Below are 26,633 nucleotides of genomic sequence, written 5' to 3'. Positions count from 1 at the left end.
CTATAGTATTCGGGTGGCTTTTACAAAAGCACTGTTCCAGAACCCGTCGCGTAGGGAAGAAATGGTTACACCTCTGGAAGAGGAGGCGTGTATAAATTTAATTTCATCGTTATCAATAGATACTACCATCCCCACATGGTTGATTCTTTTGGAACGCCTATTCGTTTTAAAGAACAGCAAATCTCCTTTGACGACTTCCTTTATCCTGACCTTTTTGCCTTCTTCCGCCATGTGAATGGAAGTTCGGGGCAGTTTAACATCGTGTTCGGCAAAAGAGACATACAACAGTCCCGAGCAATCCATTCCTTTTTTGGTAGTCCCTCCAAACTTGTAACGTACTCCCGAGAAGGTCAATGCGGTATTGATGATTTCATCCGTTTTTGACAGGTGTTTTAAAACGGGCCTTTTTAAAGGTACTGGGGTCCTATCCGGTCTGTTGCCCATATCCTTACGTTTCTTGTCCGCTGCAGCAACCGATACGGTACGGTCCTTTTGGGAAGTTTTGCTTTTTTTCCCCGTACCACAGGCAATACATAAAAGAAGAAAAAAATAGGATAGTTTACGCATGGATCAAGTAATGTATAAGATACTTGAATATCAAAATTATAGAATTATTCCGGATAACGCCCTTAAACATATCGATTTAAGGAAATTAAAAGTTTACCCGAGCTTCATTTTTTAGCTTGCGAGGCAATAAGTGATGCCGCTTTTTCACTAGCTCCTTCCCCTCCTAATTTTTCCCTTAGCGTAGTATAGGAGTCAAGGATTTTTGATCTTGATGGACCGTTCAATATTTTAGAAAGCTCCTGTTTTAGGTTGTTCGTGTTTAAGTCGTTTTGGATCAATTCCCTTATTACTTCTTTTCCCATGATTAAATTGACGAGCGATATATAATCCAGGGTAATGATTCTTTTGGCAATTTGGTAGGATAGCCAATGGGCTTTATAGCATACAATTTGAGGAACTTTGAAAAGTGCCGTTTCCAAGGTCGCCGTACCGCTGGTAACGAGTGCCGCATAAGAAATACTTAAAAGGTCATAGGTCTTGTTGGATATAAAGCCTACGTTGGGATCTTTAAGGAATGGGACATAAAATTCCTTTTCCAAACTAGGTGCACCAGCTATGACAAATTGATACTCGGGAAAAGAGGGAATCACGGATAGCATTACCGTTAGCATTTTTTGGACCTCCTGCTTCCTACTTCCAGGGAGAAGGGCAATAATGGGCCTGTTAGCGTCCAAATCATGAATTTTACAAAATTCATTTTTAGCTAAATAATCCCGATCAGAGATGGCATCGATCAATGGATGGCCTATAAAATGAACGGGAAAGCCATGTTTTTTTTCGTAGAATGCTTTTTCAAAAGGCAGGATGACATACATGGCGTCAATATCCCTTTTTATTTTTTCAATCCTTCCTTCCCTGGAGGCCCAGATCTGTGGTGAAATATAATAATTGGTTATAAACCCCTTTTCTTTAGCCCATTTGGCTATCCTGAGATTAAATCCCGAATAATCGATAAAGACGATTACGTCCGGATTAAAATCTTCAATATCATCCTTACAGTAGGTGATATTTTTGAAAATGGCATTCAGGTTTCGCAATACCTCCAGAAACCCCATAAAGGCCATTTCTTTATAGTGTTTGACCAAAGTGCCGCCTGCCCGCTCCATTAAATCACCGCCCCAACAACGGATGTTAGCTTGGGAATCTTCTAGTTTTAGTGCCTTTATCAGATTGGAACCATGAAGGTCGCCGGATGCCTCGCCCGCAATAATGTAGTATTTCATACCTCCCGAATCAGTTTTAACTCGATTTTAAAAAACTTTATAATAAAGGATTGCCAAGGCGGTAAGTAAAGTGGCAATAAGGACTCCTTTGGCCCTTTGGTCCCTTTTAATTCTTAAAAACCCGAAAAACGCCAATAAATTTAAAATGGCGCCCAATGCCAATAAACTGCCAACGTGCCCTTGTTCCACGGCCGCCGTATAAGTTTCTAAAATATTGAGGTCAGAAAACAACAAAATGTACAGCAATGTTCCCATAATATTGGCAATAAGACCAACTAAAAATCCAATGGCAAGTTCTTTCTTATTATTCATTTAAACTCCAATTATTGATATCCTGAATAGCGTGATGGGCCGTGAGGTCAAATTGTGTGGGAACAATGGAAATATATCCGTTGCTCAATGCCCATTCATCGGTATCCTCACCTTTGTCCAATAATTCAAACTCCCCGGTAAGCCAATAATAGTCCTTTCCCATGGGATTGGTCCTTTTGTCAAATTTTTCCTTCCAATTGGCCTTGGCCTGCCTACATATTTTTATCCCTTTAAGTTCCTCTTTTTTTAGGTTGGGTATATTTACGTTCAATACGACATCTTTGGGAATTTTGTGGGCAAGGGCCTCGTTCACGATTTTTTTTATAAAATCCTCGGTATGGGAAAAATCGGCATCCCAATTATAATCGCACAATGAAAAACCTATGGCCGGAACACCCTCTATACCGGCCTCTATGGCGGCACTCATGGTTCCGGAATAAATCACGTTTATAGATGAATTGGAACCGTGGTTGATTCCACTTATACAGATATCCGGCCTTCTGGGCAATAATTCCCTTAAAGCCAGTTTTACACAATCTGCAGGGGTGCCGCTGCAACTATATTCTTTCGTATCCGATGCTTCGGAGCCAATTTTTATTCTTTTGGAATACAGTGTGCTGTCCAATGTAATAGCATGTCCCATACCGGATTGTGGACTATCCGGTGCAACCACAAAAACATCGCCCAAATCCTTCATGAACGATACCAAAGAACGAAGCCCCGGGGCCGTTATTCCGTCATCATTGGTCACCAATATCAAAGGTTTTGACATATCATATACTTTACAGGGTAAAAATACGTTTTTAAAAAGGATATAACGGATGGGCCGTTTAACAAAAAATTAATTCCCCTGTCCTTGATTGGCATGGTTTTTTCTTTATCTTAGGGAATTCCGGTAGCTGCCAATGCTACGGAAGTTTCAAATTTCCAGATTTTGAAAAAAGATAAAAAAGAAAGTTTTATGAAAAGAAATTTAGCCTACGTTTTAATAGTAATGCTCATAGCTGTGGCTTCATGCAGTTTTACCCGAAAATCCTTTGAAAATGATGATAAGGACAAATTGCTTTTGGACTTGATTACCTATGTTTTGGAGAAAGGACATTATGAACCAAAAGACATCGACGATGATTTTTCGGTAAATGTTTTTGAGGATTTTATTGATGTTATAGACCCTACCAAGCGCTATTTTTTGGCTACGGATATTGCGGATTTTGAGCAATACAAATTTCAATTGGATGATCAGATAAAGAATACGGACATTACGTTCTTCAATTTGGTATATGAGCGATTAATGCAACGTATGGAAGAAGCGAAGGCAATTTATAAAGAAGTTTTGAAAACGCCTTTTGATTATGATCAGGATGAAAGTATAAATATAAAATATGGTGAAGAGTCTTTCGTTGCCAATAAAAAGGATTTAAAGGAACGTTGGAGAAGGCAATTGAAATATGCTACATTGGGAACCTATGATTCCAAGATTATGCATGCCGAGAAAAAGGATGCCAAAGATCTTTTTGATGATCATGACCATGATGCCCATACGCCTGAAGAAGCAGAGGAAGAGTCCAGAAAATCCACGGAGACGACTTTGAACGATTTTTTTGATTTTATAGACGATTTGGAACGAAAAGATTGGTTTGTGCAATACATCAATACCATTGTGGACGAGTTTGACCCGCACACCTATTATTTTGCTCCTGATGAGAAGGAAAAATTTGATACCAGCATGTCGGGGAAGTTTGAAGGTATCGGGGCCAGGCTTCAAAAGAAGCCGGAAGGCGTAAAAATAACCGAGATTATTTCAGGAGGACCGGTATGGCGGGACCAACGTCTAGAGGTAGGGGATGAGATCCTGAAAGTAGGTCAAGAAGGAGAAGAATCTATAAATATAGTGGGTATGCGTCTGGACGATGCCATTAAATTAATAAAGGGAGCCCAGGGTACAATCGTTAATTTGACCATACGTAAAGTGGATGGTTCTTTGGAAGAAATTTCACTTACCCGGGATGTGGTCGAATTAGAGGAATCCTTTGCCAAATCTGCCAATATTATTAAAGGGGATAATAAATACGGATTGATCAATCTTCCTAAATTCTATGTGGATTTTGAAGATTATAGCAAAAGAAATGCAGCAAGCGATGTTGCCAAGGAAGTGGAACGCTTAAAGCGAGAAGGAGTTGAAGGGCTTATTCTGGATTTGCGGGACAATGGTGGAGGTTCTCTTAAAACGGTTGTGGAAATGGCAGGGTTGTTCATTAAAGATGGCCCCGTAGTCCAGGTTCGCTCCGGAAACAAGAACAAAGAAGTTTATGATGATAAGGATGAAAGGATACAGTGGGGCGGGCCTTTGGTGATTTTGGTGAACGAACTTTCGGCTTCTGCATCGGAAATTTTGGCCGCTGCCATGCAGGACTATAAAAGAGCTATTGTAATTGGGAGCAAGCAGACCTTTGGTAAGGGAACCGTACAAAATGTGATTCCCTTGGATAATATTGTCCGTAGTAATGACCATGGGGATCTGGGTGCCATTAAATTAACGACACAAAAGTTCTATAGGATCAATGGTGGTTCTACACAATTGGAAGGAGTTAAGAGTGATGTGGTGGTTCCGGACAAATACAGTTACATTGATCTTGGTGAAAGAGACCAGTCCAATCCTTTAAAATGGGATAAGATTACACCAGCGAATTACAAAATTTGGGAAGGGTATATAGATTATGAACAGACCATAGCCAATAGCAAGGCTAGAATGGCGGCCAACCCACAGATCAAATTAATAGAGGAGAATGCAAAATGGTTGAAGGCGGAACAGGATGAGACAGTGATATCTTTAAATTATAATACCTATCGGGAAGAAAAGGACAAGGACAAAGAAAGATCCAACTACTTTAAAAATCTTTCCAAATACGATTCCAAACTTACGTTCAAATCATTGAAATATGAAGAGGAATTATTTACCAAGGATTCCATTTTAAGGGACAAAAGAAATCGCTGGCACAAAAATTTGGCTAAAGACGTATATGTAGAAGAAGCCGTAAACGTTTTACAGGATTTAAAATTGAACAATATTAAAAATAAGGGCAATAGAAAATTGGCCAGTGTAAAAAGCTAGAAAATCCATATAACGATATAAACGAAAAACCCGCTCCTTCTGGAACGGGTTTTTCGTTTATTTTAGCTTCTCGGCATGTAACTTTCTTAGTTTTGAAAGTTTGGGGTTTATAACAACTTGGCAATAACCTTGGGTGGTATTGCTCCTATAATAATTTTGGTGATAATCTTCCGCTTCGTAAAAAATGCCCAAAGGGCTTAATTCTGTAACAATGGGATTTTCATAAAAATGGTCCATTTCTTTCAATACGTTTTGGGCGATTTTTTTTTGATTATCACTGTGAAAATAGATTGCGGAACGGTATTGTGTTCCCACGTCCGCACCTTGCCTATTTAAAGTTGTAGGATCGTGTGTTGTCATAAAAATGATAAGAATATCGGTATAGTCGATTATCGAAGGGTCATAAGTTATTTGTACCACTTCCGCATGACCCGTTAGTCCGGAGCGGATTTCCCTGTAAGTGGGTTTGCCGGGGACTTTGCCTCCCGTATAGCCACTGACTACGTTTAAGACCCCCTTTATTTCTTGAAAAATAGCTTCGGTACACCAAAAACATCCACCGCCTACGGTGGCGTTCCCAATAGCTGGCTTATCCATGGGGTTCTTCCTTGACCATCTGCATGGACTCGGAATTGATACAATATCGTAGTCCACTTGGTTCCGGCCCATCTGGGAAAACATGGCCTAGATGCCCATCGCACGTATTACAAAGCACCTCTACCCGGATCATACCAAAAGAAGTGTCCTTATAATATTTAATGGCATTTTCCTTAATGGGTTGGGTGAAGCTGGGCCAACCGGTTCCCGATTCAAATTTTATGGTAGCATCAAAAAGTTCCGTACCGCAACAGATACAAGCATATTTTCCGGCATCATAAACACTGCACAGTGCTCCCGAATGAGGAGCTTCCGTTCCTTTTTTTCTGGTTATTCTAAATTGCTCCAGGGTTAGGATTTCTTTCCATTCGTTTTCTGATTTTTCTACTCTCCTATCCGGTTCCGGGTTTCCGTTTACCGAAAAATGGATGACATCTTTCCAAGTTAACATGATAATTTTTCCTTTCCTGTTTTAGGTTTTTCTTACCGGAGGTCAGTCGGTATATATCGATAGTTCTTACAAAATTGAGTTAAATTTGAACGATGGGGAACTATAAAAAAGATAGGGCTATTTATACAGGTATGATACTCATTTGTGTATTGAGTTTCTGGGTTTTTGAGAACTTTTATACGCCCAGCATCTATTCCGATAATACGGAATCAAATAAAGAAAGTACTTTTCCTGAAACCTTTTTACCGTTTTCCACTACCGGTGAGGTCGTGCATCATTCCCATTATTCCCTGTCCTATAACGAGCCTTTTGAACAAGCGGAATGGGTGGCCTATATACTTAAAAGAGAGCACCTAACATATGACGACCGGAAACGCCCCTATTTTATAGAGGATCCTTGGGTAAAGACCAAGTCCGCGGATTGGCGGAACTACAAAGGTTCTGGTTATGATAGGGGGCATTTGTGCCCGGCAGGAGATCGTAGGTTTTCCGAACAGGCGTATAACGAGACATTTTATACCAGTAATATAAGTCCCCAGAACAGGGATTTTAATGCGGGCATTTGGAACCGGTTGGAAGCGCAGATCCGTTCTTGGACGAGACGGTATGGAGAACTATATGTAATTACCGGAGGTGTTTTGGAGAAGGGTTTGGATGAAATTGGGGAAGAAGGTGTGGATGTGCCAAAATACTTTTACAAGATCGTTGCAAAGGGAGATAAGGAAGATTTGGAAGTTATCGGTTTTTTAATGGCCGGCAGAGAAAAAGCATCACCGTTGAAAACCTTTACCGTTCCCCTTGATAAGATAGAAGAATTAACGGGAATCGATTTTTTTTACAGATTGGATAAAAAACGACAAGAAGAATTTGAAAGTAAGAACAGTCTGGAAAACTGGAAGTTTTAAAAACTTTCCTTTAATCTATTGGTATCCAACTTTAGAAAGATAAACAATAAAATGGTGAAAAATAACAATCCAGATCCACCGTAGCTAAAGAAGGGCAATGGAATACCAACCGTGGGCAACACCCCGATCACCATACCGATATTGATGAAATAATGAACGAATAAGATAGAAATGACCCCATAGCCATACATTCTGGCAAAAGGGTTTTTTTGGCGTTCCGCCAGGGAAATCAACCGTAAGAATAAAACTGAAAAAAGGATGATAACGGTAGCCGTTCCTAAAAATCCCCATTCCTCTCCCACTGTACTAAATATATAATCTGTGTGCTGTTCCGGTACAAAATCCCCTTTGGTCCTTGTTCCTTCCAAATAACCTTTTCCGAAAAACCCACCTGACTCAATGGCTTTTTCAGATTGATAAGTATTGTAACCGATGTTTTTTCTAATCTGTTCCAGTTTGGCAGGGTCTTTTTCCAGGCGCAGCCAAAGGCTAAAACGATCCCTATGCCTCTGTTCAAAAACATTGTTAAAAACAAAGTTGACGGACAGGGAAAAAAACAGGGTAATGATCGCTATAACGACCAAAGGAAAAATAGGGACCTTATAGGATTTCCTTTTCAATCCGAATAAAAATACGATGAGTAAGGCCAAACCAATAGCCACCCAAATAGTACCGAACATTAAAGTGGTTACAAATATCAAGATCAAACCAAGGCCTATGGCCAAATAAAATAAAGGCAGGCCTTCCCTGAAAACAACGAACACCAAGGCAAAAAATACCAAGGCGCTTCCCGGATCGGGCTGAGGTATAATAAGCAATGCAGGAATAAGTAGTATTACTATGGCATACAATTGATCTTTTCTCCTCTTGATATCGGTTTGGATATCACTTAGATATTTGGCCAATGCCAATGCCGTTGCTACTTTGGCAAGTTCGGAAGGTTGTAAATTAAAAAAGCCGAGGTCGTACCAGGAGGTGGCACCGGCAATTGTTTTTCCAAATACGAAAAGCCCTAAAAGGGACAGCATGGACAGTAAATAGAAAACACTTGAAAAACGTTCGTAAAAGTTCACTTCCAAAGCCATAATAATCAGGATGGCCACAAAACTTACACCAATGAAAAAGAGCTGTTTGCCATGCAGCATGCCAAAATTAAAAATGGATTCATCCGCTTCGGTAAATGTAGTGGAGTAAATATTGGACCAACCAATAAAGACCAGGGACAAATAGAGCATGACCGATAACCAGTCTATACGTTTAAAGACACTTCTACCAGACATATTCGTTTATCTCGAACGCTTCCCCACTATATGGTTTGGCATATTCACGTTCCAAGGTTTTTTCCAGCATCTTTTTCTCCAGATCTGTTCGGGTAATTTTTCCCTTGATATATTTTTCTACCATGAGCGAAGCAATGTGCCCAGCGTATCTTGAGCCATAATACCCGTTTTCAATATATACGGCAATGGCAATTTTAGGCCGTTCAATAGGAGCAAAGGCCACGAAAACGGAATGATCGGTCAATTGGGTGCGAACACCGTCAATTTTAGTGAAATTTTCAGCAGTTCCCGTTTTCCCGGCAATATTAACCCCGGGGATTTGAAGCCATCTGGCCGTTCCCTTTTTATATACCGCTGCCATTCCTTGAATTACCGGTTCAAAATGTTCGGGGTCTATAGTAGTATGCTTGGCTTCGGTAAACTTGGGGTTGGTAATTTCCTTTCCTTCTATTTTTTTTAGGACATGGGGCGTAAAAAAATAACCCCTGTTGGCGATTGCGGCCGTCATATTGGCCAATTGGACAGGGGTGGCCAAAACTTCTCCCTGGCCTATGGCATTGGATATGATAAAGGAAGAACTCCAACGATTGTCCCCGTACCACTTGTCATAGTACGCTTTGTTCGGTATCCGTCCTTTTTGGCCAAAAGGCAGATCATAGCCTAAATAATTTCCGAGGCCAAAACTTTTCATGTGCTTTTCCCACACATCCATACCTTCATCCGTGGTATTGTATTTTTCAAATATTTTACGGAATGTGCCGGCAAAATAGGCATTGCAGGAAAGGTAAATACCGCTGTTCATATTACGGATTCCACCACCACAATGGCATCCCTTTTTCTTCTTTCCTACATAAAACCCATTATAGCAACGTATTTTAGAAAATTTGTTCATAACACCTTCTTGCAGGGCTATCAATGCATTTAATGTTTTAAAGGGAGATCCCGGAGGCTGTTGTGCATGAATGGAACGATCCCAAGTAGGATTGGCGATCGTGTCATAATACAATCGGGTATAGTTTTTGGAACGTTGTCTGCCCACCAAAAGGGAAGGGTCATAAGTAGGGCCCGAAATCATGGATAATATTTCTCCGGATGATGGTTCAATGGCGACAATACCCCCTCGTTTACCGTTCATTAACAATTCTCCATATTCCTGCAAAGTCTTATCCAACGTAAGGCTTATCTGTTTGCCTTGTTCCGGCAGTGTGTCCAATGCACCATTTTTGTAGGGCCCAATATCTCTGTTAAAACGATCCTTCTGGATGTATTGCACGCCTTTTCTACCGCGTAATATGTCTTCATAATAACGTTCTACTCCCGTTCTGCCTTTGAGTTCGCCCTGTACGTAGTATTTGTTTTTGGCCAGATCCGCTTCATTGACCTCACTGATGTATCCTAGCACATTGGCGGCACTTTTAGTGTCATAATAGCGCAAAGAGCGTTTTTGAATATAAAACCCCTCATACTTTCGCATCTTTTCCTGTAGCCCGGCATAGTCCTCTTTAGAAAGTTGCGGGACTAAAACCGAGGGTAACCGGGGGGAATATACCCTTGCTTTACGCAATTTTTCTACGAATTTTTCTTTGCTGATATTCAATAGCCCACAGAACTCTATAGTGTCCAATGGCTTAACTTCCCTTGGGATGACCATAACGTCGTACGCTGGGTCGTTCCCTACCAAAAGTTTACCGTCCCGGTCATAAATATACCCGCGTTCAGGATAGTCGTAAATGGCTTTGATAGCTGGATCTTCCAATACTTGATCTGCGGAAAAACTAAAAATCTGCAAATAGGACAATCTGCTCAGAAAAGTTATTCCAATGATTATAATGATGGACGATAAAAGAATTTTTCTCATTCTTTTCGGGTGCTAAAAAGAGTGCTGAACAACAAACATAAAATTAAAGAAGCCGATCCTGTCACCAATGTTTTCTTTAATATCATTAAGGTATTGGTAAAGCTGAAAATTTCCAATGTAAAGTACACAACATGGTGTATTACAATTAATAACGCCAAAAACGTAAATTGTTGTGCTTTGGTCGCGTTGTTTAACTTAAAACTTTGAAATTCATAATTTACACCAAAAATGAATCTCATTATTGTGGGTCTAATATAAGCGATGGTCACGGTTGCGGCCGCATTGATGGCCAACGTATCCGAAAAAATATCTATAAGCAGGCCCAACAAAAAACTTATGGCAATAAAGGTGGTTCTATTTTCCTTTATAGGATACCAATATAAAAAGAGAACATACACCATAGGATTGATAAACCCAAAAAAGTTTAATTTATTGAAGACCAGGACCTGTATTAGGATCAGTAACGAAAACCTCAAAATATTCGTGAAAAAAGAACTACTGATCATTAGATTGGGTTTCTGCTTCCAATTCCAGGACTTCCTGCCTGTTTAAATTTTTGATGATGTATACATTTTTGATATTGGTCATATCGTTAAAAAGAGCTACATCTATAGAATAAAAACTTTTAGATCGGTCCAGATCAAATTTTGCGATGGCACCGATCGGGACATTCTCCGGGAATATACTGCTCATGGCCCCGGTAACAATGGTATCACCTATATTGAGGGGTACCAACCTCGGTATATCTACCAATTGGACCCTGTCATAACCTTCCGTATTCCAAATTAGGGAACCAAAGTGATTTGAATTTTTGATTTTGGCATTGATGTTGGATTTTTCGTTTAAAATACTTTGTACCGTAGCAAAGTTGTTGGACGTGTTTTCCACAATACCAAGAATACCTTTGTCCGTAATGACGCCCATATCCTGGGCAATACTGTCTCTTTTACCCTTATTGATGGTGATGTAGTTCCGCTGTGCCGCATAACTGTTGTTGATTACCCTTCCCTTTATGACCGTATATGCCGATCGGGTTGAATCTGCGGTAGATTGTCCTTTGTTTTTTTGATTGTACAATTGAAATCGTAACTGCTCATTTTCTTTTAAAAGACTTTGGTTTTCCTCCCTAAGGCCAAAATAGGAGGTGATATTATCCGAAGTTTCATAAATACTCCCGGAAATATAATTTGCGGAATTTAAGAATTTGGATTGATGGTACGAATGGGACTGAAAGGTAAAAACCAAGGAAACGAATAGAAAAAAGGTATAGAGTAGAAAAAGTTTATATCGAATCAGAAAATTTATAATCTGTTGCATCCATCTCTAAATTTTCAACTACACCGATAAGGATAGTTTTGTTGAAATCGTAAAAACCAAATCACGGCCCTGATCAAAATTACTTGATCAAAATGCTCTTGTACCGCTCCAGGTTTTTTAATGCGATACCTGTTCCGCGAACGACCGCCCTTAATGGATCTTCCGCAATATAAACGGGCAGGTCCGTTTTTTGGGACAGACGTCTATCCAATCCCCGTAGCATGGATCCGCCACCGGCCAGGTAAATACCGGTATTATAAATATCGGCCGCCAACTCTGGTGGTGTTTGTGAAAGGGTTTCCATAACCGCATCCTCAACACGTAAAATGGATTTGTCCAGTGCTTTTGCAATTTCCCGATAGGAAATCTGTACTTGTTTGGGCTTTCCGGTCAAGAGATCCCTGCCTTGCACCGATTTTTCATCCGGTGGCGACTGCAGATCTTCGGTAGCCGATCCTATTTCTATTTTTATGGCTTCCGCGGTACTTTCCCCAACATAAAGATTGTGTTGCGTACGCATGTAATAAATAATATCGTTCGTAAATACATCCCCCGCAATTTTGACCGATTTGTCACATACGATACCACCCAGGGCTATTACGGCAATTTCAGTAGTTCCACCACCGATATCCACGATCATGTTTCCTTTGGGCTGCATAATATCCAGACCTATACCGATCGCTGCGGCCATAGGTTCGTGGATCAGATATACTTCCTTACCGTTTACACGTTCTGCGGATTCCTTTACCGCCCGCATTTCCACTTCCGTAATTCCCGAAGGGATACAGATAACCATGCGCAGTGCGGGTGGAAACCATTTTTTCTTTAAGGCCGGGATATTCTTGATGAACATATTGATCATCTTTTCCGAGGCATCAAAATCCGCTATGACCCCATCTTTGAGAGGTCTGATGGTCTTGATGTTTTCATGGGTCTTGCCCTGCATCATATTGGCCTCTTTCCCTACCGCAATAATTTTTCCGGTAACGCGGTCCCTGGCAACAATGGACGGACTGTCCACAACAACTTTATCCATATGGATAATAAGGGTGTTCGCCGTACCCAGGTCAATGGCTATTTCCTCGGTCAAGAAATCAAAAAATCCCATATATTAATGTTTGGTTCTGGATTAAAGGGTGCATTTCATCGACAAAAGTAGTAAAATTAATGCTTAAAATGACGAGTGCCCGTCATCACCATGGAAATTCCATTTTCATTGCAATAATCAACACTTAACTGGTCTTTTATAGAACCACCGGGTTGGATGACACTGGTTATCCCTGCTTTGTCCGCAATTTCAACACAATCTGGAAAAGGAAAGAATGCATCACTGGCCATAACGGCACCGTTCAGGTCAAAATTAAAGGAACCCGCTTTGTGTATGGCCTGATTTAAGGCATCTACCCGGGATGTTTGTCCGGTTCCGCTTGCGCACAACTGTTTGTTTTTTGCCAGAACTATGGTGTTGGATTTGGTATGCTTGCACAATTTTGAGGCAAAGAGCAAATCTTCCAGTTCCCCTTCGGACGGTTTTTTGTCCGTAGCATGTGTCAGGTCGGGAAGGGCATCGGTCTTATTGTCCTTGTCCTGTACCAAAACCCCATTAAGACATGTCCTGATCGAAGTTTTGGGCAGATCCATTTCATTTTGAATCAATATAATACGGTTCTTTTTGCCTTTTAATATGTCCAGCGCATCCTCCGAATAGCTTGGAGCAATGACCACTTCACAGAAGAGCTTATGAATTTCCTCGGCGGTAGGCTTGTCAATTTCCACATTGCTTATCAGAATGCCCCCGAAAGCGGAAACGGGATCCCCGGCCAAAGCATCCACATAAGCCTGGTGAATGGTTTCCCGTTGTGCCAGTCCACAGGCGTTGTTGTGCTTTAATATGGCAAATGTAGGTGCATCACCTTTAAACTCGTTCATTAATAGAACGGCCGCATCAACATCCAATAAGTTGTTGTATGAAAGCTCCTTGCCATGGAGCTTTGAAAACATAGCCTCAAAATCTCCAAAAAATAAGCCTTTTTGATGTGGGTTTTCCCCATAGCGCAACACCTGGCCTTTCTGCTCGCTGATCTTTAGGGAAGGGATTTTATGATCGGTGTTGAAATAATTGAAGATAGCCGTATCATAATGGGAGGAAACATTAAAGGATTTTGCGGCAAACTGCTTGCGCTGTTCCAGGGTCGTACTTCCATTGCCTTCCGTAATAATTTCAAGTACCTCGCCATAATCTTCCATAGAGGAAACGCAAAGCACATCCTTATAGTTTTTTGCCGCTGCGCGGATAAGGGAAATACCCCCTATGTCTATTTTTTCAATAATATCTTGTTCCGGGGCACCGCTCGCTACTGTTTTTTCAAATGGGTATAAATCTACGATGACAATGTCCAATTGCGGAATTTCAAACTCCTTTAGTTGAGCAACATCACTTTCATTGTCCTGCCTGTTCAGGATACCACCAAAAACTTTAGGGTGTAAGGTTTTTACACGCCCTCCCAAAATTGAGGGGTAACTGGTAACATCCTCGACAGGGATTACTTCTATGCCCAAATCCTTGATGAATTTTTCGGTTCCACCTGTAGAATAGATGGTAATTCCCAATTCCTGGAATTTTTTGACTATAGGTTCCAGATCGTCTTTATGGAATACCGATATAAGTGCCGAGGAGGCTTTTTTAACGCTGCTCATTTTGTGTGCTTAAGGTTACTTGTATAAGCCAACAAAAGTAATTTTTTTAGCAGTAATCTTGCCTCGGTTTATCAACAAAAACCGGAAAGTTTTAAAGAATTTTGGCAACTTCCGAATTTACGAATTCCAAAAACCGTTCATCGGCTTCAGTAAAAGGGTCGGGAGTATTGGAATCAATGTCTATTTGACCTATATTTTCCCCATTTACAAAAAGGGGTACTACAATCTCTGCTTTGACCGTTATGCTACAGGCAATATAATTATCCTGGGCCTGTACATCCGGCACTACAAAATTTTTGTTGCTTTCCGCTACTTGGCCACATATTCCCTTGCCAAAAGGGATAAGGGCATGGTCTGTAGGTTCACCGGCATATGGGCCCAATTTTAATTCCCGTCTATCCCCGTTCTTAAAGTAAAAACCCACCCAATCATAATGATCTATCGTTGTTTTCAATAGATTACATATATCCTGTAACTTGGCGTTTGCCCCTTTATTGGTAGTGATAATGGCACTGATTTTTGGGCGTAATATATCTAACATAATGGTTCTTCAAAATTTGTTTAAAAATCGATTTTTCAAGTAAACCATACAATAGTTTGATCTATAAATATTCGTTAAGATATCGTGGTTTTTAAGTGATAATTTCAATATTTTGTATTTTTGGGACAATGAAAGAAGGTTTTCGGAAAATATGGTCCATTGCAATGGCCTTGCTGATTTTGGCCTCTACGGTTTCATGGCGAATAGAAAAACACTATTGCATGGGGCATTTGGTGGATGTGGCATTATTTTCGGCACCGGAAACCTGTGGAATGGATACTTCTTTATTGGAAGATGGGGAAGTTATGGATGTGACAAAAAGTTCCTGCTGTTCTGAGGAAACTATTTTATTGGAAGGGCAGGACGATATGCAACTTTCTTTTCAAGATATTTCTTTGGAAAAGCAACAATTTCTCTTTGCGTTTTCCCGATCCTTTATAAAAAATATAGCTTTAGAGACAAAACGAAACGTTCCTCTAAAACACTACCCACCACCTATTCTGATCAAGGACATTCAGTTACTTGACGAGGTTTTCATAATCTGATTTTTTTCATTCCTAGTACAAACGGGGTTTTTCTTTTTACGATCTAATAGATTTTTAAAGGCCCCTACATAAGGCCCTCTCTATTGATATAAATAGATCGAGTGCAAATCAAGGAAACGAAAATAAATTTAGAAAATCATGAAACATATATATACACTTACCGGAATGACCTGTGATGGGTGTGCGGCATCTGTCCGGGAAAAGTTACTCAATATAGAGGGGGTAACCGCAGTTACCGTAGATTTGGAAAAAACCGAGGTTGAAGTGCGTATGGAAAAACACATTCCATTGGCGAATTTTAAATCTGTTTTACCGGATAAATATTCCATCTCAGAAAAGAACGAACTGGAAGAAACTATTAATGACAAGGTTGCGGAACGGTCAAAATGGCAACAATTAAAACCTCTATTTCTCATATTCCTATACCTGTTTTCAGCGGCGTTTTTACTCAATTTTAAGGATTGGGATATCACCAGCGCAATGTTGGATTTTATGGGGCTTTTTTACATCGTATTCAGCTTTTTTAAGTTTTTGGACTTAAAAGGTTTCCCGGATTCTTTCAGGATGTACGATCCTTTGGCAAAAGCCGTTCCACTATACGGGTGGGTCTATCCCTTTTTGGAACTCGTTCTTGGAATACTGTTCTTAATGCGATTGGAGGTCAAAATGGCCCTAATTGCTACCGTTGTCATATTGGGTATTACCACGATCGGGGTAACAAAAACCTTATTGGATAAAAAATCCATCCGTTGCGCCTGTTTGGGTACGGCCCTTAAACTTCCGATGACCGAGGCTACTTTTATAGAAAATGCCATTATGTTGGTTATGGCGGGAACTATGCTTTTTCAATTTGTTTAAAAGACGGGAAAAATGAAAAAGTATATAATTATTATGACAGTATTTCTCCCGTTGCTATGCCTCTCCCAAAATAAGGTAGAGGGAATGGTGATGGAGTCCAATTCCGAAAACAAACCTATTGGGTTGCCCGGTGCTAATGTATATTGGATGGATTCCCAGATAGGAACCATTACCAATGAAGAGGGACGGTTTAGCATCCCCTATTCGGAAACATACCATAAATTGGTCATCAGTTATGTCGGGTTTCAATCGGACACGCTTATAATCGATGAGCCCCAAACTGTTCGCCATTGGTTAAAAGCATCCAATGAATTGGATGAGGTGGTCGTAGAGAAGCAACGGGAAGCGGTACAAAAAACCTATTTCAGTGCCCGGAATGTGGTTACGGTAAATAGTGCGGAACTGTTAAAGGCTGCCTGTTGCAACCTGTCCGAAAGTTTTGAGACGAATCCGGCAATAGATGTTAATTTTTCGGATGCCCTTACCGGGACCAGACAGATTCAAATGTTGGGCCTTACCAGCCCTTACCTTCTGATCACGCAGGAGAACATTCCGATGATAAGAGGTGCTTCTCAAGCTTATGGATTAACATTTACGCCGGGTACTTGGGTAGAAAGTATTCAGATTACCAAAGGTGCCGGTAGCGTGGTGAATGGTTATGAGAGTATTTCGGGTCAAATTAATACGGAATTGGTGAAACCGCTCACGGATAACAGGTTATTTGTAAACGGGTACGCCAATAGAAACGGCCGGTTGGAGTTGAATACGCATCTCAATCATAAACTAAACGACAAATGGAGTACGGGACTCTATATCCATGGCAATAAACGGACACAAAAAGAAGATAGGAACGATGACGGATTTTTAGATGCCCCATTGGCGGATCAGATCAATATTATGAACAGATGGCAATATCAAAATCCGGAGACAGGTTGGGTAAGTTTTTTGAATATTCGTTTTTTGAGTGATGAAAAACAGGTAGGGGAAGCTGGCTTTGATCCGGATACCGATAGGGTAGACAACAATGGATCCGCACTTGACGGAACCGAAATATGGGGTAGTGAAATAGATACCAAGCGTTTTGATTCGTCCATTAAATTGGGCTATGTTTTTCCCGAATTGCCTTTTCAGAGTTTCGGATTTCAGGCTTCCTATAGCTTACATGACCAAAAATCCTATTTTGGATTGCGAAACTATGCTATTGATCACGAGAGTTTATATTCCAACTTACAGTTCAACTCCATTATCGGGGACACACGCAATAAATTTAAAACCGGACTTACCTTTGCTTATGATGGTTATGATGAATTGGTAGACACACAAAATTTTGAGCGGGAAGACGTCTCGGCCGGAGCGTTCTTTGAATATAGTTACGAAAATTTGGAGAAACTGAGCCTTACGGCAGGGCTTCGGGTAGATACCCACAATCGTCTGGGGACATTTGTTACCCCAAGGTTGCATGTGCGTTATACCCCCTGGAAAAGGGGAAGCTTAAGAGGTTCTTTTGGTAGGGGTAGGCGGGCGGCCAATATCTTTGCGGAGAATCAACGGTTTTTTGCGTCCGCTCGCCAAATTCAGATTTTGGGCAATGGTGGAAATGTTTATGGGCTTGACCCGGAAGATGCCTGGAATTATGGGGTAAGTTTTTTACAAGGATTTACGTTTTTGGGAAGGAGCGGAAATATTACGTTGGATTATTATAAGACCGATTTTAAGAATCAGGTGGTGGTGGATTGGGAAAATCCAAGAACCGTATCTTTTTATAATTTAGAGGGTGAAAGCTATGCAAGCAGTTTTCAAATAGAGGTAAACCATGAAATCCTTGAAAATTTGGAATTGCGAACGGCATATAAACATTATGATGTGCGCACGGACTATCGTTCGGGAAAATTGCAGAAACCGTTGCAGGCCCAAAACCGATTTTTTGTAAATCTGGGATATAAGACAGATAGCAAGGAAAATGGTTCCCAATGGCGGTTTGATTATACGTTGCACACTTTGGGGAGGCAACGTTTGCCAAGTACAGACGTAAACCCTCCCCAATTCCGATTAGGGGATTTTGTGGACGGTTACAGCCTCATGAACGCACAGGTTACCAAAGTTTTTTCCCAAAAGTTCGAGTTGTATGTGGGCGGGGAAAATTTGACCAATTTTAAACAGCCCGGCCCGGTATTGAGTGCGGAAGACCCTTTTGGTGCGAATTTTGATACCAGTATAGTATATGCGCCTATTATGGGGCGTATGTTTTATGCCGGATTTAGATATAAAATATTGTAGACCCTAAACTTTTTACGAATAACTAAAAATAAAAATTTAAAAAATAACGATTATGAAAAAAGTCATTGTAACAATTGTTTTAGCGTTCTTGGCGACAACAGGTTTTGCTCAGGAAAAAAATAAAAAGCTGACCATGGAGGTCGATGGTAAATGTGACATGTGCAAAATGCGTATAGAAAAAGCGGCTTTGGGTGTAAAAGGCGTTAAATATGCCATGTGGGATATCCCCTCGCATCAATTGTCCTTGATTATCGATGAGCGCAAAACAGATCCCATGAAGGTAAAGACCGCTTTAATTGCCGTAGGCCATGATACCAAGGAGTTAAAGGCCACTCAGGAAGCCTATGATTCCATTCATCCATGTTGCAAATACCGGGAAGATGATTCCGATGATAGTGGAAAGCATTAAGACGCCAAGATGTTAAATGTTTGTTTTCCGATGTAAGGATAATCGGGACTAAGACACTAAATCCGTATCTACTCTTTTTAAGATGCGGATTTTTTTAGTATTTCTTGCCCTAATAAGCATGCAAATGACCCTTTCCCAGACCTGTTGTTCCGGCGGGGTTCCCTTGTCCAATAATTTGGGATTGCCCAATGACGGGAAAGGATCTGTGTTTTTAGGCCTCACCTATGATTACAACAATCTCAATACCCTGAATGCCGGTAAAGAAGAGTTGGATGATGATTCGAGATTGCGTATCACCAACGCTATTTTGTTGAGTTTGGGATATGCCTTTACCGAAAGATTTTCCGTAGAATCGTTATTGACCTGGGTCAACCAATCAAGGACTATAAGTCAATTTGAAAATGAATCGTTTACAGAAACGTCGGGTATAGGTGATGCCTTATTTTTATTAAAATATGCAATCCCTAAAGTACTGGGCGAAGATTCCTCCGTAAGTTTTGGTGGAGGCGTTAAAGTCCCGTTGGGGCGTTCTGATTTGCTTACGGAACAAGGCATTCAATTAACTGCCGATTTGCAGCCGGGTAGCGGTGCTTTGGACTACATCGCCCTTTTTTCAATTTCCAAAAATTTGCCTTTTAGACCTTCGTCGGTTATTTCGGGGAGTGCTACGTTCCGGTTTACGGGAGTGAATAATGATTATTTAAATGGTTCATCTACCTATGAATTTGGGGATGAGGTACAGGTAAATATAGGTTATACAGATCAATTTTTATTGTTCAACACAATTTTTAGCCCCAGTTTGGTCATTAAGTACAGGAATGCACAAATAGATAAGATAGATGATTCTAACCTTCCCAATACTGGTGGGGAATGGGTTTTTATCCGGCCGGAACTAACGGTAAACATTACTTCGGATCTTTCATTGTTTTCCAGATTGGAAATTCCGATGTATAGCTATGTCGATGGCACACAATTGACCCCGACCCTTAGGTTTTCGGGGGGAATCAACTTCAGATTAAAAAAGAAAAATAATATTTTATCCAACGGAACTATAAAATAATAGCTATGAAAAAAATAATGATTCTTATTCTTTTGAGTACATTAATGGTTGCATGCAGTTCTTCCAATTCCAATAACGGTATAGATTTACCGTCTTTAGATAGTGAATGGAGTATTCCGGTATCCGAGGTTTTGGACGGTGGGCCAGGAAGGGATGGGATTCCTGCACTGGTAAACCCACAACTGGTGTCGGCTTCCGAGGCTGGCTTTATAGAGGATGAAGATTTAGTAATCTTATTTAAAAACGGTGATGATGTAAGGGCATATCCCCATATTATTTTGGATTGGCATGAAATCATCAATGAGAACGTCGGGGATGTTTCCTTGGCAATTACATTTTGTCCCCTTACGGGAACAGGTATAGGATGGGGCAGGATAATCAATGGAAATGAAACTACGTTTGGTGTTTCCGGATTACTTTATAACACTAATTTAATCCCCTTTGATAGGGAAACGCAGAGCAATTGGTCACAAATATTAAATGAATCGGTAAACGGGGAGCTATTGGGAAGACCTGCCGAACTCTATCAGCTATGGGAAACCAATTGGGCAACGGCCAAACAAATGTATCCCAATGTTGACGTAGTGGGCACGGATACGGGATTTTCAAGAACATATGGCACATCCCCCTATGGGAATTACAATACGAACAACGATCTCTTTTTCTTCCCGGTATCAAAAGATGGTAGACTTCCATTGAAAGAAAAAGTACTGGCTATTCTAGATGATACCGCCAAGGTGTATAGATTCACCGATTTTTTAGATACCAACCTCATCAGGGATACATTTAATGGGAAGGAGTATCTGTTGATAGGGAATGAAGACTTTATGTTTTCGTATTCGCTTACTGGAGATTTGTCCGGCTTGGAGTTTAATTATGTACTGGGGGATAATCCCGAACGACCGGATATTGTGATGGAAGATAACGAGGGTAATCTATGGAATGTTTTTGGAGAGGCCGTTTCAGGACCTAGGGAAGGTCAAATAATAAGCACTTCCAATGCCATGATGGCGCAATGGTTTTCTATCCCTGCTTTTTATGAAACAGAAATTTATAATAGATAAAGTTGGGTTTATTAAATGAAGCAGGTAATGGTAATGGTTTGTAAACCAGATGCGCGCTAAGTAGATGATATTGATTGAATAGAAAAACCGCTTTTGGATTTCCAAAAGCGGTTTTTTCATCTCTGTCATTACAAATAGGGCATTAATGCACACTATTTATATATTGGTTCGGATTACATCATTCCCGGCATTCCGCCTCCACCCATTGGAGGTGCGGCTACAGGGGTCTCTTCCTTAATATCGGTCAAGGCACATTCCGTAGTCAAGATCATACCTGCAACGGAAGCGGCGTTCTCCAGTGCCACCCTTGTTACCTTTTTAGGGTCGATGATACCTGCTTTCATCATTTCTACATACTTTTCGGATTTGGCATCATAACCAAAATCCCCTTTACCGTCCAAGATTTTGGCAACTACAACGGAACCTTCTCCACCGGCATTCTCTACGATAGTCCTGATAGGAGCTTCTATGGCGCGGGCTACGATCTGGAGTCCGGTCGCTTCGTCCTCGTTATCCGTAGCTACTTTGGAAAGGGCGGCCTTGGTCCGTACCAAAGCAACGCCACCACCGGCCACGATACCTTCCTCAACTGCGGCCCTGGTCGCATGGAGCGCATCATCTACACGGTCTTTTTTCTCTTTCATTTCAACTTCGGAGGCGGCACCAACATAAAGGACCGCTACACCACCGGCCAATTTTGCCAAACGCTCTTGAAGCTTTTCCTTGTCATAATCCGAGGTAGTCGTCTCTATTTGTGATTTTATCTGGTTTACCCTTGTTTTTATGTTCTTGGCAACACCACCGCCGTTTACAATAGTGGTATTGTCCTTATCGATACTTACTTTTTCACAAGTACCCAACATATCTATTGTAGTGTTGTCTAAAGAGAACCCACGTTCTTCCGATATTACGGTACCTTTTGTAAGGATGGCGATATCTTCTAGCATGGCTTTTCTGCGGTCCCCGAAACCGGGGGCTTTTACCGCGGCAATCTTAAGAGATCCCCTTAATTTGTTCACTACCAATGTAGCCAACGCTTCTCCATCAACGTCTTCGGCAATGATCAAAAGAGGTTTTCCAGATTGTGCCACGGGTTCCAATACGGGAAGTAAATCCTTCATGGCAGAAATCTTCTTGTCGAATAGAAGAATGTACGGGCTTTCCAACTCGGTGACCATTTTTTCTGAATCGGTCACAAAATAAGGGGAAAGATAACCCCTGTCAAATTGCATTCCTTCTACTACATCTACGTAAGTATCCGTTCCTTTTGCCTCTTCAACGGTAATAACCCCTTCTTTTCCTACTTTGCCGAATGCCTGGGCGATCAAATCACCGATAGTGTCATCATTATTGGCGGAAATAGAAGCTACTTGCTTTATTTTTTCCGAAGAGTCACCTACCTTTTTGGATTGCTTTGCCAAGTTTTCCACTATGGAATCCACCGCTTTGTCTATACCTCTTTTTAAATCCATTGGATTTGCACCGGCCGCAACGTTTTTCAATCCTTCTTTAACAATGGATTGTGCCAATACGGTGGCCGTGGTGGTACCGTCACCTGCTAGATCGTTGGTTTTTGAAGCTACTTCCTTTACCATTTGGGCACCCATATTTTCAAGGGCATCCGCCAGTTCTATTTCCTTGGCTACGGTAACACCATCTTTGGTCACTTGTGGTGCTCCGAACGATTTGCTGATAATTACATTTCTACCCTTTGGTCCCAATGTTACTTTTACTGCGTTGGCCAATGCATCGACACCTCTTTTGAGGCCGTCCCGTGCATCTACGTCAAATTTTATGTCTTTTGCCATGTTTAAATTTTTAGTTGAAAAAATTAAATTTCCAAATTAATATCCCGTATATCAATTTTGAATCGCGGGATAAAACTTGGATTTTGTTATTTGTTTATTGGAATTTGCAATTAGATAATGGCCAGAATATCACTCTCGCGCATCATCAAGTAATCCGTGCCTTCTAGCTTTAGTTCAGTACCGGAGTATTTGCCGTAAAGGACGGTGTTTCCTACTTTAACGGTTACTTCCGCATCTTTTGTTCCGGGGCCAACGGCTACAACTTTGCCTTTTTGTGGTTTTTCCTTTGCGGTATCTGGAATATAAATTCCCGAAGCCGTCTTTGTTTCAGCTGCCATGGGTTCTATAAGAACTCTATCCGCCAATGGTTTGATATTAACTTTAGCCATAGTATTATAAAATTTAAATTTATTTTTTAGTTTCATCCTTAGTTGGCAGAAATTATGCCATTGCCCAAAAACTGACATAATTGTAAAATAAAAATGCCAGCTTGTCATTTAGCTGGCATCTTTAATTTTTGATTTTCTTTTTCTATAAGCTGTCCGTTGGCGTAGCTTCCGTATTGGCCGGAGGGGTAACCTCGTCGGGAAGTGCCTCGGGAACCGTAGTTTCTATATCATCACCTTGCAATAATTTTGAATCGGCATCACTAAAGTTTCCTTTTAGGGCAATATTGGATGCCAAGATAAGCAGGACCAAAAGCCCGGCCAAGGTCCATGTACTTTTGTCCAAAAAGTCACCGGTCTTCTTAACGCCACCAACTACTTGGTTTCCGCCACCTCCAAAGGAAGAGGACAGTCCGCCGCCTTTTGGGTTTTGTACCATGATTACCAAGACCAGCAAAAAACAAACAATGATGATCAGTACAAGGAATATTGAAAATGTACTCATTTAACTTACTTATTTTCTTGTTGAATTTTTTCCACCGCTTTAATTCGGTCTGCAAAGAAACCACTTTTTTCCGGATATTTCAAACTTAATATTTTATAGGCCTGAATAGCTTTTTTATACTTTTTTTGCTCCAAATATACCCTTGCCAATGTGGCTGTCATCAGTTCGTTTTTGTCCAATTTTGTAGAGCTGGATACGTCTATGGAAGAATTGCTATTTTCCTTTATGGTTATTTTTGGATTTTGGGCTATGAACTTATCTATGCGTTCGAATTTTTTTTCTTTCCGGCCAATGGGATCAGGGATGGAATCCTTTTTTTCCGGAACACTTTGCCCGGTCTTTTGGGAAGGTTTGGAAGAAGTTCGTGCAATAGGTTTTTTGGAGGTCAACTGCAGCCATTCTGTAAAGGAATATTTTTCCTTTTTATCAAAAACCAGGGGTTTTCCCAGTTCAAGTTTTTTGACTTCCTCTTTTTGCCTGAACAGTTTGGGATCCAGAATTTGCTCGGCATCTTTCTTGTCCTGTGGCAAAGGTTTATCTTCGGAGGCTTCTATTAACGGTTTTTCCAATCCCGGAAGCTCTGGTTTTTTAACTTCTTCAATGTTCTTGGAGGTCTTGGGAATATCGTATTTAAGAAAATCCCTGGACGTTATAAAGTCAAAGAGGACTTCCCGGTCCGTTGTGAATGCGGCCGTGACTTTAAGGGCCTTATTGTATTTATAACTGTTAAGGTTTTTTAACCCTTTTAAATGTAACGCCCTCGCGGCCTGAAAGTATGGATATTCCTCCAGCATATCTTCCAGTTGCTTGGTTTGCAATGGATCGACTACCTTATCGGGCTGCTCCAAAAGATATGTAAAGTCTGTTACCTTCATTTTTTTTACCAGTTCATCAAGTTTAAGCTCGATTCCTAGGGTTGGCGGGACAAATGACCATCATATTCAGATAAAAAATTCATCGTAAAGATAAAAATCCGTATTTCTTTTTTGATAATCCCTATTTTGCATTTACCAATCTGCCAGGGAAGCGTTAAAAATATCCTGGGTAATCCGTTCAAAAATGACCTCATGTGCTTCGCTTTTAATGGAAGCTAACTGTACATTGGCGTCATAGTCAAAGAAAAAAGAGAAACTCTGATCAAAATCCGCATCTTCTTTTGTCCTGTTATAAAAACGACATTTTACCCGGATAGACAATCTGTTCTGGGCCGCTGTTTGCTGTGCCGTGGCCGACATGGGCGAAATACGGTATTCAATAATTTCCCCTTCATAGAGTAAATCCGCATTGCCATTGTTGACCAAACTTAAATTGGTCTGATCCTGAATCCTGTTTTGCAATGCTTGGGTAAAATCCCGATCCATGCCCGGTTCAAAAGTGGAACCCGGGCTTTGGGTGGCATAGTTTTGGAAATAATTTACCTGAAAGGTCGTAGCCGTACCTACATTACCGCCCGTAAAATTGTAGACCCCACATCCGTTGAAAAGCAAGGCCGTTATGAATAGAATTGTTATGCCGATATTTTTTCCCATCAAAAGTGTTTAAAAATGTATTCGTTCAAGAGACTATAAATATTTTGCCCACTGCTATAGGTCATATTGTTTTATTTTTCGATACAGGGTACGTTCGGAGATTCCGAGTTCTGCCGCTGCCGCTTTTCGCTTTCCTCTATTGCGTTCCAATGATTTTTTGATCAGTTCTATTTCCTTCTCTTGTAAAGATAGGGTTTCCTCTTCCTGTATCTCCTCGGCAAAATGGTATTTATCTTCTTGTGATGCCGGGTTAACATATAATTTTTCCGGCGCAGGTTCCGGTAACTGCAAAACCTCCATGGACGGATCTTCTTGTGCGGTTATTTCATTTTCGTCATCGCCATATATCTTACGGATAAGATGCTGATTTTCTTCCTGTACTTTTTGCGAATCATTGTTCTTTAAAAGTTCCATGGTCAATTTTTTAAGATCGGTAAGATCACCTTTCATATCGAACAATACTTTATAAAGGATTTCCCGTTCATTGCTGAAATCACTTTCGGATTTGGTCTGATTTATGACCGCCGGAAGATTACTGCCCGTATTGTTAGGCAAATAGCCATTGAGTGTCATGGCCGAAATGATCCTTTTTTCCTCCAAAACAGAAACCTGTTCAGCTATGTTCCGAAGCTGTCTAATGTTTCCGGGCCATCTGTATTTTAATAAAAGGGAAACGGCATTTTCATCCAAGCGTATGGTGGGCATCTTGTATTTTTGCCCAAAATCCGAAGCGAATTTCCGGAATAGTAAATGTATGTCCCCCTGCCTGTCCCGCAACGGGGGAATGGCTATCTCTACCGTACTCAGGCGATAGTAGAGATCTTCCCTGAACTTTTCTTTTTTAATCGCCTCGAACATATTAATATTGGTCGCTGCTACAATACGTACATCCGTTTTTTGAACCTGGGAAGAACCCACTTTCAAAAACTCCCCATTTTCCAAGACCCGCAATAACCTTACCTGGGTAGTTAGGGGAAGCTCACCAACCTCATCTAAAAAAATGGTCCCTCCATCGGCAACCTCAAAATAACCGCTTCGGGTTTGGGTAGCTCCGGTAAAGGCTCCTTTTTCATGACCAAAAAGTTCACTGTCTATGGTGCCTTCCGGAATGGCACCACAGTTAACTGCGATATATTTGGCATGTTTTCTGTGTGACAGCGAATGAATGATTTTTGGGATGGATTCCTTGCCTACGCCACTTTCACCCGTTACCAAGACCGAAATATCCGTAGGGGCCACTTGAATAGCCTTTTCCAAGGCCCTGTTGAGTTTTGGGTCCTGGCCTATGATCTCAAAACGTTGTTTTATGCTTTGTACGCCTTCCATCTATGG

The 26,633-nt window shown here is 40.9% G+C and carries 27 protein-coding genes; 8 read left to right on the top strand and 19 right to left on the bottom strand.

The annotated features are described in order from the left end of the window. From ACKWB9_RS02890 to surE, 4 genes are all read right to left on the bottom strand, one after another. Positions 1-567 (bottom strand): C40 family peptidase, encoded by a 567-nt coding sequence (locus ACKWB9_RS02890; RefSeq protein WP_414001487.1) that lies wholly within the window; start codon positions 565-567, stop codon positions 1-3. Between the two features lie 104 nt (positions 568-671). After that, positions 672-1,790, bottom strand: coding sequence for a lipid-A-disaccharide synthase (gene lpxB, locus ACKWB9_RS02885; RefSeq protein WP_414001486.1), 1,119 nt, complete (start codon positions 1,788-1,790; stop codon positions 672-674). A 27-nt stretch (positions 1,791-1,817) separates the two neighbouring features. Continuing rightward, the gene (locus ACKWB9_RS02880) at positions 1,818-2,102 is read right to left on the bottom strand and encodes a hypothetical protein (protein WP_414001485.1); all 285 of its coding nucleotides are present in this window, start codon (positions 2,100-2,102) and stop codon (positions 1,818-1,820) included. After that, the gene (gene surE / locus ACKWB9_RS02875) at positions 2,095-2,874 is read right to left on the bottom strand and encodes a 5'/3'-nucleotidase SurE (RefSeq protein WP_414001484.1); all 780 of its coding nucleotides are present in this window, start codon (positions 2,872-2,874) and stop codon (positions 2,095-2,097) included. Before surE ends, ACKWB9_RS02880 begins: the two co-directional genes overlap by 8 nt. Positions 2,875-3,063: 189 nt before the next feature. Between surE and ACKWB9_RS02870 the strand changes: the two genes are divergently transcribed. Further along, positions 3,064-5,214, top strand: a complete 2,151-nt coding sequence (locus ACKWB9_RS02870; RefSeq protein WP_414001483.1) for a carboxy terminal-processing peptidase — start codon at positions 3,064-3,066, stop codon at positions 5,212-5,214. Positions 5,215-5,271: 57 nt separating this feature from the next. On the opposite strand, the gene msrA is transcribed toward ACKWB9_RS02870, so the two are convergent. Both msrA and msrB read right to left on the bottom strand, forming a co-directional pair. After that, positions 5,272-5,811, bottom strand: a complete 540-nt coding sequence (msrA, locus tag ACKWB9_RS02865) for a peptide-methionine (S)-S-oxide reductase MsrA (protein WP_414001482.1) — start codon at positions 5,809-5,811, stop codon at positions 5,272-5,274. Next, on the bottom strand, positions 5,804-6,262 hold the full coding sequence (gene msrB / locus ACKWB9_RS02860) for a peptide-methionine (R)-S-oxide reductase MsrB (protein WP_414001481.1): 459 nt from the start codon (positions 6,260-6,262) through the stop codon (positions 5,804-5,806). The genes msrA and msrB overlap by 8 nt, the downstream gene beginning before the upstream one ends. A gap of 92 nt (positions 6,263-6,354) precedes the next feature. Here msrB and ACKWB9_RS02855 point away from each other — a divergent pair, with 92 nt between their 5' ends. After that, on the top strand, positions 6,355-7,167 hold the full coding sequence (locus ACKWB9_RS02855; protein WP_414001480.1) for a DNA/RNA non-specific endonuclease: 813 nt from the start codon (positions 6,355-6,357) through the stop codon (positions 7,165-7,167). Here the strand turns inward: ACKWB9_RS02855 and rodA are convergent. From rodA to ACKWB9_RS02820, 7 genes are all read right to left on the bottom strand, one after another. Next, positions 7,164-8,447, bottom strand: coding sequence for a rod shape-determining protein RodA (rodA, locus tag ACKWB9_RS02850; protein ID WP_414001479.1), 1,284 nt, complete (start codon positions 8,445-8,447; stop codon positions 7,164-7,166). The two genes, ACKWB9_RS02855 and rodA, sit on opposite strands and share 4 nt — an antisense overlap. Beyond that, positions 8,437-10,305 (bottom strand): peptidoglycan D,D-transpeptidase FtsI family protein, encoded by a 1,869-nt coding sequence (locus ACKWB9_RS02845; RefSeq protein ID WP_414001478.1) that lies wholly within the window; start codon positions 10,303-10,305, stop codon positions 8,437-8,439. The genes rodA and ACKWB9_RS02845 overlap by 11 nt, the downstream gene beginning before the upstream one ends. Continuing rightward, positions 10,302-10,811 carry a rod shape-determining protein MreD gene (locus tag ACKWB9_RS02840; protein ID WP_414001477.1) on the bottom strand — a complete coding sequence of 170 codons (510 nt, stop codon included), beginning with the start codon at positions 10,809-10,811 and terminating at the stop codon, positions 10,302-10,304. Before ACKWB9_RS02840 ends, ACKWB9_RS02845 begins: the two co-directional genes overlap by 4 nt. Continuing rightward, positions 10,801-11,622 carry a rod shape-determining protein MreC gene (gene mreC / locus ACKWB9_RS02835; RefSeq protein ID WP_414001476.1) on the bottom strand — a complete coding sequence of 274 codons (822 nt, stop codon included), beginning with the start codon at positions 11,620-11,622 and terminating at the stop codon, positions 10,801-10,803. Before mreC ends, ACKWB9_RS02840 begins: the two co-directional genes overlap by 11 nt. 79 nt (positions 11,623-11,701) lie before the next feature. Further along, positions 11,702-12,730: a rod shape-determining protein gene (locus ACKWB9_RS02830; RefSeq protein ID WP_413968967.1), complete on the bottom strand. Its 1,029-nt coding sequence runs from the start codon at positions 12,728-12,730 to the stop codon at positions 11,702-11,704. A 56-nt stretch (positions 12,731-12,786) separates the two neighbouring features. Beyond that, positions 12,787-14,319 carry a bifunctional phosphoribosylaminoimidazolecarboxamide formyltransferase/IMP cyclohydrolase gene (gene purH, locus ACKWB9_RS02825; RefSeq protein WP_414001475.1) on the bottom strand — a complete coding sequence of 511 codons (1,533 nt, stop codon included), beginning with the start codon at positions 14,317-14,319 and terminating at the stop codon, positions 12,787-12,789. Between the two features lie 91 nt (positions 14,320-14,410). Then, positions 14,411-14,860, bottom strand: a complete 450-nt coding sequence (locus ACKWB9_RS02820; RefSeq protein ID WP_414001474.1) for a GAF domain-containing protein — start codon at positions 14,858-14,860, stop codon at positions 14,411-14,413. 128 nt (positions 14,861-14,988) lie between these two features. On the opposite strand from ACKWB9_RS02820, the gene ACKWB9_RS02815 reads away from it, so the two are divergent. From ACKWB9_RS02815 to ACKWB9_RS02790, 6 genes are all read left to right on the top strand, one after another. After that, a complete protein-coding gene (locus ACKWB9_RS02815) occupies positions 14,989-15,405 on the top strand; it encodes an HYC_CC_PP family protein (RefSeq protein ID WP_414001473.1) in 417 nt (138 codons plus the stop codon). A 138-nt stretch (positions 15,406-15,543) separates the two neighbouring features. After that, the gene (locus tag ACKWB9_RS02810) at positions 15,544-16,263 is read left to right on the top strand and encodes a heavy-metal-associated domain-containing protein (RefSeq protein ID WP_414001472.1); all 720 of its coding nucleotides are present in this window, start codon (positions 15,544-15,546) and stop codon (positions 16,261-16,263) included. A 12-nt stretch (positions 16,264-16,275) separates the two neighbouring features. After that, positions 16,276-18,540 carry a TonB-dependent receptor gene (locus ACKWB9_RS02805; RefSeq protein WP_414001471.1) on the top strand — a complete coding sequence of 755 codons (2,265 nt, stop codon included), beginning with the start codon at positions 16,276-16,278 and terminating at the stop codon, positions 18,538-18,540. A gap of 52 nt (positions 18,541-18,592) precedes the next feature. Further along, complete coding sequence (locus ACKWB9_RS02800; RefSeq protein ID WP_414001470.1) at positions 18,593-18,949, top strand: heavy-metal-associated domain-containing protein; 357 nt, start codon at positions 18,593-18,595, stop codon at positions 18,947-18,949. An 82-nt stretch (positions 18,950-19,031) separates the two neighbouring features. Further along, on the top strand, positions 19,032-20,009 hold the full coding sequence (locus tag ACKWB9_RS02795) for a transporter (RefSeq protein WP_414001469.1): 978 nt from the start codon (positions 19,032-19,034) through the stop codon (positions 20,007-20,009). A gap of 5 nt (positions 20,010-20,014) precedes the next feature. Then, positions 20,015-21,073 (top strand): DUF3179 domain-containing (seleno)protein, encoded by a 1,059-nt coding sequence (locus ACKWB9_RS02790; protein WP_414001468.1) that lies wholly within the window; start codon positions 20,015-20,017, stop codon positions 21,071-21,073. A gap of 173 nt (positions 21,074-21,246) precedes the next feature. Here ACKWB9_RS02790 and groL read toward each other — a convergent pair whose 3' ends face one another. The 6 genes from groL to ACKWB9_RS02760 form a co-directional block, all read right to left on the bottom strand. Beyond that, on the bottom strand, positions 21,247-22,881 hold the full coding sequence (groL, locus tag ACKWB9_RS02785; RefSeq protein WP_414001467.1) for a chaperonin GroEL: 1,635 nt from the start codon (positions 22,879-22,881) through the stop codon (positions 21,247-21,249). Between the two features lie 110 nt (positions 22,882-22,991). Beyond that, positions 22,992-23,270, bottom strand: coding sequence for a co-chaperone GroES (locus tag ACKWB9_RS02780; protein WP_414001466.1), 279 nt, complete (start codon positions 23,268-23,270; stop codon positions 22,992-22,994). A gap of 142 nt (positions 23,271-23,412) precedes the next feature. After that, positions 23,413-23,772, bottom strand: coding sequence for a preprotein translocase subunit SecG (secG, locus tag ACKWB9_RS02775; protein WP_414001465.1), 360 nt, complete (start codon positions 23,770-23,772; stop codon positions 23,413-23,415). 5 nt (positions 23,773-23,777) lie between these two features. Next, positions 23,778-24,647: a hypothetical protein gene (locus ACKWB9_RS02770; RefSeq protein WP_414001464.1), complete on the bottom strand. Its 870-nt coding sequence runs from the start codon at positions 24,645-24,647 to the stop codon at positions 23,778-23,780. Positions 24,648-24,779: 132 nt separating this feature from the next. Next, the gene (locus tag ACKWB9_RS02765; protein ID WP_414001463.1) at positions 24,780-25,301 is read right to left on the bottom strand and encodes an LptE family protein; all 522 of its coding nucleotides are present in this window, start codon (positions 25,299-25,301) and stop codon (positions 24,780-24,782) included. 54 nt (positions 25,302-25,355) lie between these two features. After that, a complete protein-coding gene (locus ACKWB9_RS02760; protein ID WP_414001462.1) occupies positions 25,356-26,627 on the bottom strand; it encodes a sigma-54 interaction domain-containing protein in 1,272 nt (423 codons plus the stop codon). Positions 26,628-26,633 lie beyond the last annotated feature (6 nt).

This window comes from Maribacter spongiae (genome assembly GCF_047345125.1).
Classification (GTDB): Bacteria; Bacteroidota; Bacteroidia; order Flavobacteriales; family Flavobacteriaceae; genus Maribacter.
This window is presented reverse-complemented; position numbering and strand designations above follow the sequence as displayed.